The sequence below is a fragment of the Nostoc sp. genome, from assembly GCF_036918015.1.
Classification (GTDB): Bacteria; Cyanobacteriota; Cyanobacteriia; order Cyanobacteriales; family Nostocaceae; genus Nostoc.
In genome coordinates this window covers 139,248-153,963 of the sequence record NZ_JBALEO010000074.1, presented here as the reverse complement: position 1 = coordinate 153,963, position 14,716 = coordinate 139,248, and the positions used below count along the sequence as shown (strand labels likewise).

10 protein-coding genes and 32 tRNA genes are annotated in these 14,716 nt (G+C 45.0%); 5 read left to right on the top strand and 37 right to left on the bottom strand.

Translation table 11 applies throughout. From position 1 onward, the window contains the following. Window positions 1-10: 10 nt before the first annotated feature. From V7K61_RS20965 to pds, 4 genes are all read right to left on the bottom strand, one after another. The gene (locus V7K61_RS20965) at window positions 11-1,333 is read right to left on the bottom strand and encodes an ABC transporter substrate-binding protein (protein WP_335056153.1); all 1,323 of its coding nucleotides are present in this window, start codon (window positions 1,331-1,333) and stop codon (window positions 11-13) included. Between the two features lie 192 nt (window positions 1,334-1,525). After that, a tRNA-Ser gene (locus tag V7K61_RS20960) sits at window positions 1,526-1,617 on the bottom strand. A gap of 116 nt (window positions 1,618-1,733) precedes the next feature. Further along, entirely contained in the window at window positions 1,734-2,666 is a 933-nt protein-coding gene (crtB, locus tag V7K61_RS20955; RefSeq protein WP_335056151.1) for a 15-cis-phytoene synthase CrtB, read from the bottom strand. Next, window positions 2,650-4,089 (bottom strand): 15-cis-phytoene desaturase, encoded by a 1,440-nt coding sequence (pds, locus tag V7K61_RS20950; protein ID WP_335056149.1) that lies wholly within the window; start codon window positions 4,087-4,089, stop codon window positions 2,650-2,652. The genes crtB and pds overlap by 17 nt, the downstream gene beginning before the upstream one ends. Before the next feature lie 443 nt (window positions 4,090-4,532). Here pds and V7K61_RS20945 point away from each other — a divergent pair, with 443 nt between their 5' ends. Further along, on the top strand, window positions 4,533-5,621 hold the full coding sequence (locus V7K61_RS20945; protein WP_335056147.1) for a glycoside hydrolase family 3 protein: 1,089 nt from the start codon (window positions 4,533-4,535) through the stop codon (window positions 5,619-5,621). Between the two features lie 94 nt (window positions 5,622-5,715). On the opposite strand, the gene V7K61_RS20940 is transcribed toward V7K61_RS20945, so the two are convergent. The 31 genes from V7K61_RS20940 to V7K61_RS20790 form a co-directional block, all read right to left on the bottom strand. Beyond that, window positions 5,716-5,786, bottom strand: a tRNA-Lys gene (locus V7K61_RS20940). Between the two features lie 154 nt (window positions 5,787-5,940). Beyond that, window positions 5,941-6,023: transfer RNA gene (locus V7K61_RS20935), tRNA-Ser, on the bottom strand. 7 nt (window positions 6,024-6,030) lie between these two features. Continuing rightward, a tRNA-His gene (locus V7K61_RS20930) sits at window positions 6,031-6,104 on the bottom strand. A 6-nt stretch (window positions 6,105-6,110) separates the two neighbouring features. Then, a tRNA-Ala gene (locus V7K61_RS20925) sits at window positions 6,111-6,184 on the bottom strand. A gap of 5 nt (window positions 6,185-6,189) precedes the next feature. Beyond that, window positions 6,190-6,266 (bottom strand) — tRNA-Ala (locus tag V7K61_RS20920). Between the two features lie 4 nt (window positions 6,267-6,270). Next, window positions 6,271-6,344: transfer RNA gene (locus V7K61_RS20915), tRNA-Arg, on the bottom strand. 6 nt (window positions 6,345-6,350) lie between these two features. Continuing rightward, a tRNA-Val gene (locus tag V7K61_RS20910) sits at window positions 6,351-6,426 on the bottom strand. A 5-nt stretch (window positions 6,427-6,431) separates the two neighbouring features. After that, window positions 6,432-6,503, bottom strand: a tRNA-Gly gene (locus V7K61_RS20905). Between the two features lie 9 nt (window positions 6,504-6,512). Next, window positions 6,513-6,583 (bottom strand) — tRNA-Gly (locus V7K61_RS20900). 4 nt (window positions 6,584-6,587) lie between these two features. Further along, window positions 6,588-6,660 (bottom strand) — tRNA-Thr (locus V7K61_RS20895). A gap of 7 nt (window positions 6,661-6,667) precedes the next feature. Further along, window positions 6,668-6,744 (bottom strand) — tRNA-Met (locus V7K61_RS20890). A 10-nt stretch (window positions 6,745-6,754) separates the two neighbouring features. Continuing rightward, window positions 6,755-6,827: transfer RNA gene (locus V7K61_RS20885), tRNA-Leu, on the bottom strand. Window positions 6,828-6,831: 4 nt separating this feature from the next. Beyond that, window positions 6,832-6,904: transfer RNA gene (locus V7K61_RS20880), tRNA-Pro, on the bottom strand. A 6-nt stretch (window positions 6,905-6,910) separates the two neighbouring features. After that, window positions 6,911-6,986: transfer RNA gene (locus V7K61_RS20875), tRNA-Leu, on the bottom strand. Window positions 6,987-6,990: 4 nt separating this feature from the next. After that, window positions 6,991-7,064, bottom strand: a tRNA-Leu gene (locus V7K61_RS20870). Window positions 7,065-7,067: 3 nt separating this feature from the next. Further along, window positions 7,068-7,140, bottom strand: a tRNA-Pro gene (locus tag V7K61_RS20865). A gap of 1 nt (window position 7,141) precedes the next feature. Continuing rightward, window positions 7,142-7,219, bottom strand: a tRNA-Leu gene (locus tag V7K61_RS20860). A gap of 6 nt (window positions 7,220-7,225) precedes the next feature. Continuing rightward, window positions 7,226-7,328: transfer RNA gene (locus tag V7K61_RS20855), tRNA-Leu, on the bottom strand. A gap of 6 nt (window positions 7,329-7,334) precedes the next feature. Further along, a tRNA-Gln gene (locus V7K61_RS20850) sits at window positions 7,335-7,410 on the bottom strand. Between the two features lie 3 nt (window positions 7,411-7,413). Next, window positions 7,414-7,486 (bottom strand) — tRNA-Gln (locus V7K61_RS20845). Between the two features lie 150 nt (window positions 7,487-7,636). Next, window positions 7,637-7,711, bottom strand: a tRNA-Asn gene (locus V7K61_RS20840). A gap of 6 nt (window positions 7,712-7,717) precedes the next feature. Then, a tRNA-Phe gene (locus V7K61_RS20835) sits at window positions 7,718-7,792 on the bottom strand. Window positions 7,793-7,817: 25 nt separating this feature from the next. Beyond that, a tRNA-Arg gene (locus V7K61_RS20830) sits at window positions 7,818-7,892 on the bottom strand. A 4-nt stretch (window positions 7,893-7,896) separates the two neighbouring features. Beyond that, window positions 7,897-7,986 (bottom strand) — tRNA-Ser (locus V7K61_RS20825). 4 nt (window positions 7,987-7,990) lie between these two features. Continuing rightward, window positions 7,991-8,073: transfer RNA gene (locus V7K61_RS20820), tRNA-Tyr, on the bottom strand. 7 nt (window positions 8,074-8,080) lie between these two features. Beyond that, a tRNA-Glu gene (locus tag V7K61_RS20815) sits at window positions 8,081-8,153 on the bottom strand. A gap of 72 nt (window positions 8,154-8,225) precedes the next feature. Continuing rightward, window positions 8,226-8,297 (bottom strand) — tRNA-Trp (locus V7K61_RS20810). Window positions 8,298-8,300: 3 nt separating this feature from the next. After that, window positions 8,301-8,376 (bottom strand) — tRNA-Met (locus tag V7K61_RS20805). Window positions 8,377-8,380: 4 nt separating this feature from the next. Further along, window positions 8,381-8,453: transfer RNA gene (locus V7K61_RS20800), tRNA-Cys, on the bottom strand. 3 nt (window positions 8,454-8,456) lie between these two features. Then, window positions 8,457-8,533 (bottom strand) — tRNA-Glu (locus V7K61_RS20795). A gap of 4 nt (window positions 8,534-8,537) precedes the next feature. Continuing rightward, a tRNA-Asp gene (locus V7K61_RS20790) sits at window positions 8,538-8,611 on the bottom strand. A gap of 187 nt (window positions 8,612-8,798) precedes the next feature. Here V7K61_RS20790 and V7K61_RS20785 point away from each other — a divergent pair. Together V7K61_RS20785 and V7K61_RS20780 are read left to right on the top strand one after the other, a co-directional pair. Continuing rightward, complete coding sequence (locus V7K61_RS20785; RefSeq protein WP_334704939.1) at window positions 8,799-8,921, top strand: hypothetical protein; 123 nt, start codon at window positions 8,799-8,801, stop codon at window positions 8,919-8,921. Window positions 8,922-9,121: 200 nt separating this feature from the next. Then, the gene (locus tag V7K61_RS20780) at window positions 9,122-9,967 is read left to right on the top strand and encodes a polysaccharide deacetylase family protein (RefSeq protein ID WP_442936341.1); all 846 of its coding nucleotides are present in this window, start codon (window positions 9,122-9,124) and stop codon (window positions 9,965-9,967) included. Between the two features lie 175 nt (window positions 9,968-10,142). Here the strand turns inward: V7K61_RS20780 and V7K61_RS20775 are convergent, their stop codons facing one another. Next, entirely contained in the window at window positions 10,143-10,532 is a 390-nt protein-coding gene (locus V7K61_RS20775; RefSeq protein ID WP_335056145.1) for an alr0857 family protein, read from the bottom strand. Between the two features lie 16 nt (window positions 10,533-10,548). After that, window positions 10,549-11,055, bottom strand: a complete 507-nt coding sequence (locus V7K61_RS20770; protein WP_335056343.1) for an HNH endonuclease — start codon at window positions 11,053-11,055, stop codon at window positions 10,549-10,551. Window positions 11,056-11,492: 437 nt separating this feature from the next. On the opposite strand from V7K61_RS20770, the gene V7K61_RS20765 reads away from it, so the two are divergent. Both V7K61_RS20765 and V7K61_RS20760 read left to right on the top strand, forming a co-directional pair. After that, window positions 11,493-11,828, top strand: a complete 336-nt coding sequence (locus tag V7K61_RS20765; protein WP_094347436.1) for a hypothetical protein — start codon at window positions 11,493-11,495, stop codon at window positions 11,826-11,828. A gap of 861 nt (window positions 11,829-12,689) precedes the next feature. Next, on the top strand, window positions 12,690-14,708 hold the full coding sequence (locus V7K61_RS20760) for a GAF domain-containing sensor histidine kinase (RefSeq protein ID WP_335056143.1): 2,019 nt from the start codon (window positions 12,690-12,692) through the stop codon (window positions 14,706-14,708). Window positions 14,709-14,716: the final 8 nt, after the last annotated feature.

Sequence of the window (14,716 nt, the reverse complement as noted above, 5' to 3'; positions counted from 1 at the left end):
TCCTAAATTTCTACTTAGGGGTAACTTTGTCAATCACCTTGATTGTGCCATCGTCTCCTACTGTCCAAACATCGTATACACCGACGACATCGCCGTTAGCATCAACATCTACGTTGCCGCTGGCTCCTTGGTAGTTAATCTTTTTACCATCTTTAAGTAACTTCAGTCCCTCGCAGACATCACTAACTTCTGTGCCAGGCCCATCAGCAACTTCCCGGATTTTGCTGGCTATGCCAACGCCTGTATTTTCCTTAGCAGCTTGCGCCGCCAATGTCAATAAAGCTGCTGCATCCCAAGCTTGAGGAGCGTATTCCCCTGGCGCACTACCCTTTTTATCCTTCCACAGCTTGTTGAAAGCTTCTAATGCTTTACCATCGGAACCCGGTACTGTACCGATCGCTCCAGTTAAAATATATTTACCATCACTGCCTTTGCCAACTTGTTCGGGAAAAGTAGGTGATTTTACCCCATCTGTCAGCAGAATTTGCACTCCCTTCGCCACACCTTGCTGATAGGCGGCCTTTAGGAACAGACTACCAGTTTCCGCATAGAGTACGGCCAGTACTGCATCTGGCTTACCTGCAAATGCAGCAGCCGCCTCTGTATCAAAGGTCTGAGCTTTTGGGTCGTAGCGGACAGGCTTATCTTTATTAACGATGGTTCCACCCAATTTTTCAAAGGTTTGCACGAATGCTTTTTCAAAACCAACGCCATAGTCGTTATTAATTACGACTGTAGAAACTCGCTTGAAACCTTTTTTTCTGGCAAGTTGGGCTAAAGCTAGTGCTTGGTAGGTATCGGGGGGAGCAGTACGCGCCCAAAAGCCTTTATAGTCACCTTTTTGGGCTTTTTCAGTAAATACAGGACTGGTACTACCAGGGGAAACCAGCATGACTTTATTCGGTGTGGCAATGGAAACTGCTGCACTTGAAACGCTACTAGCAAAGGAACCAACTACACCTGCTACTTTATCCAAAGTTGCTAGTTTAGTCATACCGGCAGCTCCAGCTTTGGGGTCGGTTTGGTCGTCTACTTGCACCAAGGTAACAGGTTCGCCATTCACTCCACCGCAAGCGTTGACTGTATCCACTAGTAGAGGTACTGAGCCTAGCATCTGCTGTCCCACAGAAGCTAAGTCGCCTGTCGTCGGTAGCAAGGAACCAATTTTTAGCCCTTTAGCACTGCTTGTAGTCGTTGAGTTTGCCGCTGGGGTAGCGGTATTTCCGTTGTTAGCTGTGCCGTTGGGGGTACTGCTATCACCACAAGCCCCAAGTAGAAACCCTGCCGCAAGGGTAGCTATACTTAAACTTAAGGCGGCGCTAATTTTTCTCATAAATTACTTTCACTCCTCAGATATTTAGGAGCCTAAAAATAAGATCCAAACTAGGTTTGTAACTTAGCTGGATCTTATCAAGACTCCAAAGGATAAATCATATCATCCATCTTTGGGAGTAGAAATATTTACGCTGATATTAGTAATTGTTTTTGTACACAGAATATTCTCCGTGTATCAAAAGCTGAAAAACGGAGAGGGAGGGATTCGAACCCTCGGTACGGAGTTGCCTGCCGTACAACAGATTAGCAATCTGCCGCTTTCGACCACTCAGCCACCTCTCCTGACTCACGAATAACAATAGTAGCAGGTTTGTTGGGAATAGTCAATAGTCATTTGTCATTTGTCATTGGTTATTCACAAAATACTAAGGACTAGGGACTAATGACTAATGACTAATTCAAAGGACTTGCGATCGCATCCAAGCTATGGGCAAGGTGCGTAACTTTTTCCACTGGGGAACGTAAGCCCGCTGACTGAATACATCGTAATCGTTGCGTTCAATCGCCTCCAAAATTTGACCGTACAGCATTGATGCTGCCCACACAGGCCAACGGGCATCGGATGCTAAATAAGTAATTCCCTGGTCGGATGTGGTGTAAAATTGGCGGGCGCGGTCAATTTGAAAGCGCATCAATGCCCGCCAACGATCGTCTACCACACCTTTAAAGAAGTCTTGCTCGGTATAGTTGAATTTTGCCAAGTCTTCAAGGGGAATGTAGATCCGTCCCCGTTTGGCATCTTCTCCCACATCCCGCAGGATGTTGGTGAGTTGATTGGCAATTCCGAGAGCGATCGCTTCTTCTATGGGAAGATATGGTTGTTTATTTTGCCGCCACGGTGCTGTATATATGGTGTTATCCACACCCATAACTGATGTTGACATCAAGCCAACAGTGCCAGCAACACGGTAACAGTAGAGGTATAAATCCTCAAAGGTTTCATAACGACTGCGATATAAGTCCATGCGCTGACCGGCAATCATATCCCGAAATGGTTGAATGTCCATCGGAAAGCGCTGGAGGGTATCAACTAAAGCTACATCGTAATTTTCTAATGGGCGTCCCGCAAAAATCGATTCCAGCTGCTGTTCCCATAGGTCTAGGGTTTCTGGCGTGGTAATAGCAGATGCGGGGCCATCCACCAATTCATCTGTACGGCGACACCAAGCGTAAATTGACCAAATAGATTGACGTTTTACCGGACTCATGAGCAAAGTACCCAGGTAAAAAGTCTTGGCATACTTTGCTGTGAGATGCCGACAAAGTTTATATGACTCGTCTACAGAGACCAGCGTTTTCATGCGCGGCGGGGAATCAGGCAGTTGCAGCATTCGTTGCGGGCGGTCGGGTGAGCGTTTGCAGGTTTGAGGAATTTGCTACCGGGAGGGCCTCAGAAATCGCCTGCGCTGTCAGCTTACCAGAAAGTACGGCACCTTCCATACTGGCTAAGTAGCGTTGCATGGTGTAATCCCCTGAGAGATAGAAGTTACTAATGGGGGTTGTTTGCGAGGGACGGTACTGTTGACGACCAGGGGTCGCTTTGTAAACTGAACGGGGCGTTTTCACCACATGAGATTTCAGCAATGTTGCTGGATTGTCTCCCCCAAAGTGGTCGGGGAAGAGTTTTTCTAACTCGGCAATAGTGGCAGCCACAATCTCCTCATCGGATTTGGCAATCCAATCTTTTGCCGGCGCTAGAACTAATTCCAGCATCGAGCGTTCGGGGTTGGCGTATTCACGGCAGGTATTGCTCATATCAGCATAAACGCTGAGGAGGGGCGATCGCGAGAATAGCAAGTGATCAATTTGCGTAAGTTTACGATCAAACCACAAATGCACGTTAATCACAGGTACGCCTTCCAAGCCTTCTAGCTTTTGGAAAAACTCCATTTCCTTCCAAGGTGCTGGCAAAATCACCTTCAGAGGGTCAACCGGCATGGCAGATACATACAAATCCGCTGTGAAAACTTCATCCTCTTTGCCATTCAATCCCCGAATTAAATATCCTTTGACGCTGCCATCGGCGTTTAGCAAAATCTCTTTCAAAGGGGCATTCAAGCGGACTTCTCCACCGCGTTCGGTGATGTAATCCACTAGTGGCTGACACAATCGTTCTGTGGGCGAACCATCCAGAAAGGCCATTTTCGAGCCATTTTTTTCCTGGAGGAAACGATTGAGGGCAGTTAAAAGAATGGTTGCCGAAATTTCATCTGGGTCGATGAAGTTCAGCGACTTGGCCATGGCAATAAAAACTTCTTTATTGACCCGTTCTGGTATGTTGTGTTTCCGCAGCCAATCTGTCCAGGAATATTTGTCCATTTCTTCAACGTACTTTTGCCCCTGAATCATGACCGGTAATAATCCGATGCCAAAGCGGATTTTTTCTGGCCATGTCAGCATGTCGTTGTTTCGCAGAATTGCCACTATACCATTAATTGGTGCTGGCAAATCTGGGAAATCAAAGCGACTGTAAGTACCTGGTGCATCTGGCTGGTTGAAGATCATTGTGTGTTCTTTCCACTGCAATCGATCTTCAATGTCCAGTTCTTTGAATAACTGCAACATATTGGGATATGCGCCAAAAAAGATGTGCAGACCTGTTTCGTACCAGTCTCCATCAGCATCTTTCCATGCAGCCACTTTACCGCCTAGAACGTCTCGACGTTCCAAGACAATGGGTGTGTGGCCTGCGTCCGTAAGATATTTCGCGCAGGAAAGTCCTGCTAGTCCCGCTCCCGCGATCGCTACTCGCATGTAACCCTACTGCTCTTCAATATTTCTTAACCGTTTTATCGTTCTCATTATACGTTGCAATCCGTTACATTTGGCATTTATTGTGCGATCGCTTCCGCAAAAAACTTTTGCCAAAGGGAATTTTACCTACGCGCACCTACCCAAGCAAACTATCAATACCATTGTTGGTAATAGGTTTGAGCGAGCATTTCATCTATCTTTACATGGAGAAAAATTAGGCAAACAAAAGTATTTCCTTTGACTGAAAATAAGTTAATCTCAAATATTGTCTTAAAATAGTTGATTTATTTGCTAATTCGTGTATTTGCTTTGAGTAAATATCGGGGGTATTGGTTAAAGACTACTTGGAAAACTTTCTGCTTCCCATAAGGTGTAGGATAAAAATCTATGTCCTCTAGGCTGAACAACCGAGTTGTTTACCGCACAACTTATAGGTAAAAGTTATGGGTGTATCGCAAGAGCTCAAGCGCTTTGGACATCACCTGATTTTAGGTATTTCCGGCACGACATTAAGCGATGACGATAAACGCGCACTCAATGAATTGAAACCGATTGGGGCGATCTTTTTTGCTAAGAACTTTTTGGATGGCGCCCCATATCAGGTTTGGCTGGAAAGCTTCAAGGATTTAAACAGGCAGATACGAGAATACACTGAGCGTGATTCCATGTTCATCACTCTCGATCATGAAGGCGGTCGTGTAATTCGTACACCACCGCCAATTACCCGCTTTCCTCATGCCTTATTGCTGCGATCGCACGCTTATGAAGTAGCAAAAGCCACAGCAGTAGAACTAAAATCACTGGGCATTAACTTATCGTGGGCACCCGTAGCCGATATTTTTTCCCATCCCGACAACCCCGTGATTGGGCCTCGCGCCTTTGGTAACACTCCCGAAACTGCTACTCAAGGTGCCCGTGACTATTACCTTGGACTTCGAGATTCAGGAATTTTGGGATGCGCCAAACACTTCCCCGGACATGGAGACACCAGCAAAGACTCTCATATTGAGCTACCAATACTGAATTTAACTCTAGAAGACCTGCGACTTCGAGAACTTATACCTTTCAAAGCCTTAATCGAAGTACAGATTCCTTTGATGATGACTGTCCATATTTTATTTCCCAGAATAGATGCTGATGTGCCAGCAACCCTTTCCCAGGCTATCCTCAAAACCATACTTAGAGAGGAACTTGGCTTTGAGGGAGTAGTTGTATCTGACGATTTAGATATGAAAGCTATTTCAGATATGTTTATGAAAGCTGGTACTGTGGCGCGGTCATTTAATGCAGGCTGTGACTTGTTTATTGTTTCGCGCAATATCAACTCATCATCTATTGAAAGAACTTATCGGATTGCTGAAGATTTTGCTGATTCGCTCAGTAACGGTAGCTTAGATGAAGCAGTGGTAGAAGCAGCCAGAGAAAGAATTGAGAAACTGCTGGCAGTAACACCGCAATATCCCATACATGCTTTGGATAAAGATGTATTATTGCAACATGCTCAACTAGCGATCGCTAGTTGCTATTCATAACCCAACGTGCATTCAAGTTGTATATTAGCAATTGCTAAAAGGCTAACAAAGATTGCAATTTTTAATTCTTAATTCTTAATTTTTAATTGTTTAATGGGTGGTATAGGGGTCGAACCTATTTCTGCGGGTTAAAAGCCCGCTGCACAGCCGGTATGCCAACCACCCTAGTTAATGTGAAAAAGAAATGAGCCGCTGCGATCGTATTACATCGCAAGCCTTGTAACACCAACACTAGATATAAATCCACCAGGGAGGTACTGCCCCTCCTATTTCTGTGTTATCAGCACAGCGCCTCGCTTTTCGGCTCCAGGTGGATAGGTGGAAGATGGAGGAATCGAACCCCTACAGTTGCCCATACCCTGGTTTTCAAGACCAGTTGCCGTCCATTCAGCAGCATCTTCCATTCAGGGGTATCTGACGGGACTTGAACCCGCTATGACTGGTTCCACAAACCAGCGCCTCGACCACTTTGGCTTCAGATACCATCAGTGGAATCAATGGGAATTGAACCCATAACCTCCTGCTTGCAAGGCAGGCGCTCTAGCCATTTGAGCTATGACCCCATATTTGGTGGATACTGGTCGGAATCGAACCGACAACCTTCTAACAGCCAGTTAGACGCTTTACCAATTAAGCTACAGACCCATAGCGGGAGTGGTAGGACTTGAACCCACAACTTTCGAGGTAGAAGCTCGAAGCTCTATTCCATTGAGCTACACTCCCAATATTTGGTAGTCCTGGCAGGAATTGAACCCGCAACATTCTTCTTGTAAGGAAGACACTCTACCAATTGAGTTACAGGACTACGCAAGCGAGTGGAGGGAGTTGAACCCACGCACTGAGTATGGCGTACTCAGATGCTACCGATTACATCACACCCGCAAGTTTCAGAGCGGACGGCGAGATTTGAACTCGCACGAAGACGGTGGAAACGTCTCATGCTGCCGTTACATCACACCCGCATCAAGCTGGTAACAGGAATTGAACCTGCAACCTACTGATTACAAATCAGTTGCTCTGCCAATTGAGCTACACCAGCACTGTTTTGGTGACGGGGGCAGGAGTTGAACCTGCCGATATTCAGGTTATGAACCTGACGAGCCACCGTTGCTCTATCCCCGCATATTCACCAATACCCCTGACTGGATTTGAACCAGCAACCTCTTCGTTCTAAGCGAAGCGCCTCTTCCGTTGGGCTACAAGGGCAAAGTCTGAGTGGCAGGGATTGAACCTGCGACCTGGAGTTCCCGAAACTCCCGCGCTCCCAACTGCGCCACACCCAGATATTTTGGTACTCCCGACAGGATTTGAACCTGCAAAAACTAGATCCTCGGTCTAGTGCGTCTTCCGTTCCGCCACGAGAGCTTAGTACCCCTGACAGGATTTGAACCTGCAAAATCTGGACTCTGATTCCAGCACGTATGTCAGTTCCGTCACAGGGGCATATCGGGATGGCAGGACTCGAACCTGCGACTCCATGCTCCCAAAGCATGGCTTCTGGCCACTGAATTACATCCCGTTGGTACTCCTGGTGGGAGTCGAACCCACAACCAAACAGATTTTAAGTCTGCCACCTCTTCCAATTGGGCTACAGGAGCAAATTTTGGTACTCTTGGTGGGAGTCGTAGACGCGGAGCGGCTTCCCGCAGGGTACCCACAACTTACCGTTTTTGAGACGGCAGCCTCTTCCAGTTGGGCTACAAGAGCAAAGTTTGGCAGCCCCACCAGGACTCGAACCTGGAATCTTCGCCTTCAAAGGGCGCTATGTTGCCAATTACACCACAGGGCTTTATTGCCAGGGCAGGGTTTGAACCTGCAACCTCATCGTTCAGAGCGATGCGACTTACCAATTCGTCCACCCGGCATTAAACAATTCGTAGTTCGTAATTCGTAATTCGTAATTATGTTTTGTGACAGGGATTTAAACCCCAACTAACATACAAGCCGTTTATAGAAACTTGGGTATCGACCCCTATTTAATTACGAATTACGAATTAGTCATTACGAATTATGATTGGCTGCCTCAGTAGGACTCGAACCTACAACCGCGCGGTTAACAGCCGCTTGCTCTACCATTGAGCTATGAGGCAACGAAGCCCCCCAGGTCGGAATCGAACCGACGACCTCCTGTTCTTCAGACAGGCGCTAACTACCAACTGAGCTACTGGGGGATATGAGAAGAGATCATGTAACGAGCGAGAGTGGAGGGATTTGAACCCTCACGTCTTCAGTTTCGTAAACTGAGATGTTATCCAGTTACACCACACTCTCAAAACGGAGAGAACAGGATTTGAACCTGCGACGGGTATTAGCTACCCGTTTCCTCTTAGCAGGAGGACGCTTTTAGCCACTCAGCCACCTCTCCATAGTGGGTCGAGCAGGATTTGAACCTGCGCGCAAAAAAGAACAGTTTTACAGACTGTCGCCTTCAACCAGACTCGGCCACCGACCCATAATCATTCCCCCGACGAGAATTGAACTCGCATCTGTGCTTTGAAAGAACACTGACTTAACCATTAGTCCACGAGGGCATAATTGGAATTTTAGATTTTAGATTTTGGATTAAATTTTTTAATCTAAAATCGGCAATCCAAAATTGTCTGACACAGGGACTAGGATTTGAACCTAGAACATCGGATTTGGAGTCACGAGGTGTTACCGTTACACCATCCCTGCATTTGGTGGCAGCGGCGGGATTTGCACCCGCATATACCAGGGTATGAACCTGGGGCTTTGCTGGTTAAGCTACGCTGCGACAGAGGTCAGAGCGGGATTTGAACCCGCGCTAATCGGTTTTGCAGACCAACGCCTTACCAACTTGGCTACCTGACCATTTGGGAGTCCCGACGAGATTTGCACTCGCAATCTTCAGCTTGAGAGGCTGACGGCTTAAACTATTCGCCTACAGGACTGCAACCAGGGTGACGGGACTTGAACCCGCAACATTTCCGCAGACAACGGAACGCTCTAGCCAATTGAGCTACACCCCGATTTTTTGGAATCTGTGCCTAAACTTTGAAGTTTTTAGGCACAGATTTGGTTGGTGAACTTGCCCATTTCTTATTTAGTTTTCAAGGTTCAGAAAATTTACTTTTAACTGTTAGAAACTGTGAGGAAAACAACCGAAACTCTAGGTAGCAAGCCTGTTGTGTATTACGGATGTATTCAGTGGTTTTGATGAGTGCAAAATTAGAACTTTTTTCGTTTATTGCCTCTACTGCCGATGGTTTGCAAGTAGGAGCAGCTTTGTTGACTAAGGACTCTGGTTTGTTTCAACGCCTTTCCTTTAGTTGTATGTAGAAGGTAACTTTGACTCTTGGGAAGCTTGTCTTTTGCTCCACTACAAATATACTACAAAATACTACAAGAGGTGTCAAGGGGTTTTAGAAAGTTTTTTTTTAAATTGTCTATAAAAGCTTCTGCACTTAGATTTGAACTTGCTAAACCCTCTGAAAAGTCAAACTACAGCTTATGATTGGGTGAGTCTTTAAAAGCCTGACGTGACAGACAACTACCTCATGCGACAAAAGATAATTAGTATTGTCGCGATCGCCTCTAGTATTACAGCTTGTAGTATTGCTCCAGGTATCTCCCCACAATCGGGGTTGAACCAGCCACTAAGCAAAATTCATACTGCACTTCAAGATCCAGCAAAGGGCCAAATTAATGCCCAGTTACCGCCATCAGCCAAAGTAGAAAACCCTACCTTTACAGTCCCAGATGAATTTCAGGGAAAAACAGTTTATAAGGTGCAACCCAGCAATAACGAAAAGGTTATTGCTTTAAGCATTGATGATGGACCTTGGCCAAAAACAACCCTAGAAATGCTGGACATCCTCAAGCAAAATGATGTTAAAGCCACATTCTTTTGGGTAGGACAAGCCTTACAAGCAAATCCCGACCTAGCCAAGCGTGAAGTAGCCGAGGGACACGCCATCGGCAACCATACTTGGCATCATTGGTATCGGCGGATGGATGAAGCCACAACCAAGAGTGAAATCGATCGCACAGCCGATTTGATATACAAAACTACAGGAGTCAAAACTTCTCTATTTCGTCCTCCTGGAGGCTTTTTAAACAACGGACTAGCCGCTTACGCCAAAAGCCAGAAAGATGCTGTAATTATGTGGTCACTAACTTCAGCGGATACCGATCCTCACGCCAAACCGCAGGCATTTGTAAATAATGTCCTGAAAGGCGCAAAACCTGGTTTTATTGTTTTAATGCATGATGGTGGTGGCGATCGCCACAGAACTGTAGAAGCTTTGCCACAAATTATCAGCGGACTCAAACAGCAAGGCTACCAATTTGTGACAATTCCTGAACTACTAAAAATGGCGCAATAAAGGGTGAGAAATTCTCCTCACCTGATTTTAGATTTTAAATTTGGGATTTTGGATTACTCAATCCAAAATCCCAAAATGTTTGTTCTCGCAGCGTCTCCAAGAGTTACCCCCGAATTTCAACGTGAGAACAAATCTAAAATCCAAAATCCAAAATTGAGTCACCCGACTATTTCGTTTATTCGCTCAGGACAGAAGCACAAGATTGAGCTTCCTGCCAAAGTTTGTGCAAAAAGAACTCAGCGCGATCGCTCATAGCGGTGACAAACACACCTACAGAACCCTTAGAACTATCTGATAGCCAAGAACCGCGCAGGGTGACTTCCAGATATTCGGCATCGCAGGCACAGAGGGCAATGATTTCTCTGTCATCTCTTTTTACCTCAGCCCTGAGTACTTCTACTCCTGGCAAATCAACAGGAAGCAAAAAGGAAGCGGTAGTGGGTTCAATGCATAAACTTTGCCCAACTCGCAGGGCTAAAATCACTCGCTGCGCTACCCATTCTTCTAGCGACAGAGTGACACATTCCAAATCAAAACTGCTTTCAGTGTAAGTTAATTTCAGCATTCCTTATGCTCTCCTGTTATTCCAGGTTTGCTTGCATATCTATCCAAAACTGTTCAGCAAAAGAAATCGCGGGGTGCATTGGCGCTTTTGGTTTGGTACGCAGTTGCATACCAGCTTCAAATAGGGTGCGATCGCCTTTACGGGAGTTACATCTTTCACAAGCTGCGACTACGTTATCCCAAGTGTGAGAACCGCCTTTAGAACGCGGCATCACATGATCTAGCGTTAGATGTTTGCTGCTACCGCAATATTGGCAACTGTGATGATCTCGTCGCAACACTTCCCGCCGATTCACTGGCGGAACTTTCCACATCCGCTCATTAGAAGTGATTGTCAAGCGAATATGTTTTGGCACATCAATTACCAAACTGGGTGAGTGAACTTGCCAGCCGCTTTCTGTGGTAAAACCCAGCGGTTGCGCCTTGTTGGTTACTAACAGCACAATCGCCCGCTTGATATTGACCCGACATAGTGGCAAGTAATTTTGAGAAAACACCACCACAGATTGCTCTAACACTTGCATTGCGTTCGCGCCGCGCATGGAAGATATCGTCACAGCTTAACTCCTTATAAAAAAACCCCCGCTTCAAGTTTTCGGTGAAGCGGGGGTTAGAATTGACCGGAAAATTTTCTGGTCTCATATCGGTACAGGATTCCTTCGCCTGTACCCCCCGCTTTTTTGATTTAGTTGTGGTTTTGCAATTAGTGCACTAAAGCCTACATACTTATAATCATCATTACCCTCTGTGATTTGCCCATGATCTCGGCTACCATCGCCCATAAATAAATACTCCACTTCCATAGCAGCTGATTCCCAATTGGTTCGGCAATTGGTAGGGCACAAAATTGAAGTAGAGATGGGGTAAATGGATTTCACAGAAAATTTCACCTATTGAACATTCCTTTAAACATACTACACTTGTATTACTATCCTGTCTATACCTTTAAGGAGAAAAACTGATGCATACGATCGCTCGCACCCCAACCACCGATATGGAAGTTACCAGCATTCGCCTAGAACGGGAACTCAAAGATAAACTCAAAGAAATAGCTGGGAATCAGGGATATCAAGCTCTGATCCGAGATATCCTTTGGAATTATGTCCAGCAAAAATCAGGTGAGTGGAAGCCTCGATTTTCGCGATCCGACATTCGAGCTAGCATAGCTGCTACAGCTCAGCAAGAAGAACGCTGTGTACTTACAGGTCAACTAATTCAACCCCAAGAACCGATGTTGTTAGGACTAACGAGGAATGGCGATATGGTTCCTCTGAGTGTCGAGAGCTTGGCTGGATAAACTTCGTCCATTTTGAAACCTGGTGTAAGGCGGGCATCTAGTCCGCCCTACACCAGCAGGGAGTACAAAATGCTCTACTACTTTAAAAAATATAGTTCTGAAAATAAATGTGGTTTTTTTATATTCAAACGAATGCAGCCTAGTTATTTTTACTAATAACTAGGCTGCATTCACAATTTAGCCAGAACTGCCGCAACCTCTAGTGAGCAAGAATTTATTTAAATTTAAGCTCTACTCCAAATTTCTGCCACAGGTTGGAAGACGCTTACGAACTCGCTAGCATAGTTACGATATCAGTGTAGATCGGGTCTGAACACGAGTGCGTCTCGTTGATGCAGCCTCTCCTAGAGAAGAGAAGCTTACTTACACTGCAAGAGCAACCTCTTCTTGCATCCTTTACTTTTATTGATATTTTACTGAGAGTTACGGAGATCGAGGAGTAGCTTGTTAAACCTACTAGTTTTTTGAATAAATGTAATAAAGCTTCATAAAGCAAGTTACGTAATTTTACGCGCTCAAAAGGGGAATTTTGCTGTAATTCCAGAGAAATTACGGTTTATGTATACTTACAGACAGGATAAAGTTAGTGCATTATTTCAAAATAGAGCAGTTAAAAATAAGCTAACTTAAGCATTTATAGGATATCTTGAGTATTCTATTACTTATGTACCAATGTAGCAATTTGCTTGATACAGTGGAAATTTGGCCATCTGAGATAGAAAAGGGCTATAACAGGTGAGAGAAAGTATTCACAAAAAATTTGTCAATTATTCAGGGTGTCGCAACACAACTAACGGTGAAAAATATGCCAAGAGGTTGGGTGCAAGAACAATGGGGTTATTATCCGAGGGCGTGCCAAAAATGAAAAAGCCTTTATCATCGCCGCCACATTACATAGATGACATAGATCGACTACAACCTTACCAAGTCAAGCTGATGCAGCATCAGGAAGAACCTGCCCGCGATCTGGTACAAAAGATTAACCAAATCATTGCTAATAGCTCGGCTACAGCATTGATGCTGCAAGAGATTGCCCAATTACTAGGAGTTGCTTTTCAAGTAGATTGCTGCTGCTTGGTTTCAGTGGCGGATGAGACATCAGACGAAGCAACTACTACTAATTGGTGTGCTGATGAGTATCTAGGGTTGCCGCACCCAGAAGAAATGTTTTCGATGGAACAGTTGCTTATGCACTCGCCAGTGCTGCAATGCGCTGCCCAACCATTGACTATTGAAGACATTTCGATCATTCAGAACAGTCTGGTAATTGGGTGTCAATATTTACCACTACCGATAAAAGCGGTTTTGGCAATTCCGACTCGGTTTGGTGGCAATAATAATGGAGTGATTAATCTGATTAAATTCCAACCTTATGAATGGAGTGAATCAGAAAAACAATTGCTCAAAGAAGTGGAGTCGGCTTGCGCGATCGCTTTTTCTGGAGTGGCACAAGCTCAACAAATTGCCCATCAAGAGCAATCCCTGCAAAAGAGCAACCAGCACCAAAGCTTGATCAAGCAATTAACTATATTGAGTCGTAGCAACTTGGAGCTGAATCAAATGCTCCAGTTAGTTATCGCTTCGACTGCCGAATCTCTACAGGCAGATCGGGGTTTGCTCATATTGCTGAAATATACAGATCCACTATTTAGGACTCAAGCTAAAAAACAAATTCCCAAAGCGAAAGGTACCGTGATTGGTGAATGGGCTAGAGAAACACAAAATTCTGGCACTAGTAAACTAGATACGTTAGCTCAGTCTTTCTTGATTTCAGACTGTGGTTTAAGCCAGCGTGCCTTCATGGATTCTGGAAAACCAGTAATCTTCGATGACTATACAGATCAAAACGAGAACTTGACAGCTGCTCCATTATTTGCAATAGAGGAATTGCCTGCGGTACTTTTAGTGCCATTGGAAAGTCAAGGTAAAATTTTAGGATTCTTGGTGCTACAGCAATCTGTGATTCGCGATTGGCAACCAGCAGAATTAAATCTTGTGGAAATGGTTTGCGCCCAAGTGAGTAACGCCATAATTCAGTCACAGACATTGCGCCAAGTGCAAATGTTGGTAGATGAACGGACGGCGAAACTCCAGAGTAGTCTAGAACTCCAGGCAAAATTGCATGAAAGAACACGGCAATATGTCGAGCAGCTGCGAAAACTTAATGAACTCAAAGATGAATTTTTGAGTAACATGAGCGATCGCCTCCGCTATCCTTTGACAAATATGCTGATGTCAATAAAAAACTTGCGTTTGCCAGGAATAGCGCCAGAGCGTCAGGGTAAATATCTAGATATTCTTGAGCAGGAATGTTCAAAGGAAATCAACTTGATTAATGACTTGTTGACACTCCAAAAGCTAGAGTCGCCTCACGAAGCCCCGCAATTAGAATCTATAGATTTAAATATTAGAATTCAAGATATAGCAGCATCTTTTGAGAAAAAACTTGCGGAAAAGGGATTAAAAATTTCTATAGATTTGCCGGAGGAATCCCTCAAACTGCAAACTGAACTGGAGAGTTTTGACCGTATCCTGCAAGAATTATTAACGAATGCCTGTAAATACTCAGAGGCTGATACAATAGTCCGCCTTGAAGCGGCTCACCGAGTCGATCAGCAAATCGATCAAGTTATCATGAAGGTGACGAATACAGGACGTGCCATCTCTGAAGAAGAAGCGACCTACATCTTTGATAAGTTCCGTCGAGGAAAAGGGCGCTGGACTCCAGGGACTGGCTTGGGACTTGCTTTAGTCAAGTCTTTAGTGCAGCATCTGAATGGAGCGATCGCAGTTGAAAGTCTCCCAATTTCGGATTCTGAACAGAGCGAAATTTGCTTCACCCTGACTCTGCCCCAATTTTCTGACGAAAGCAAACCATAATTCTGAAA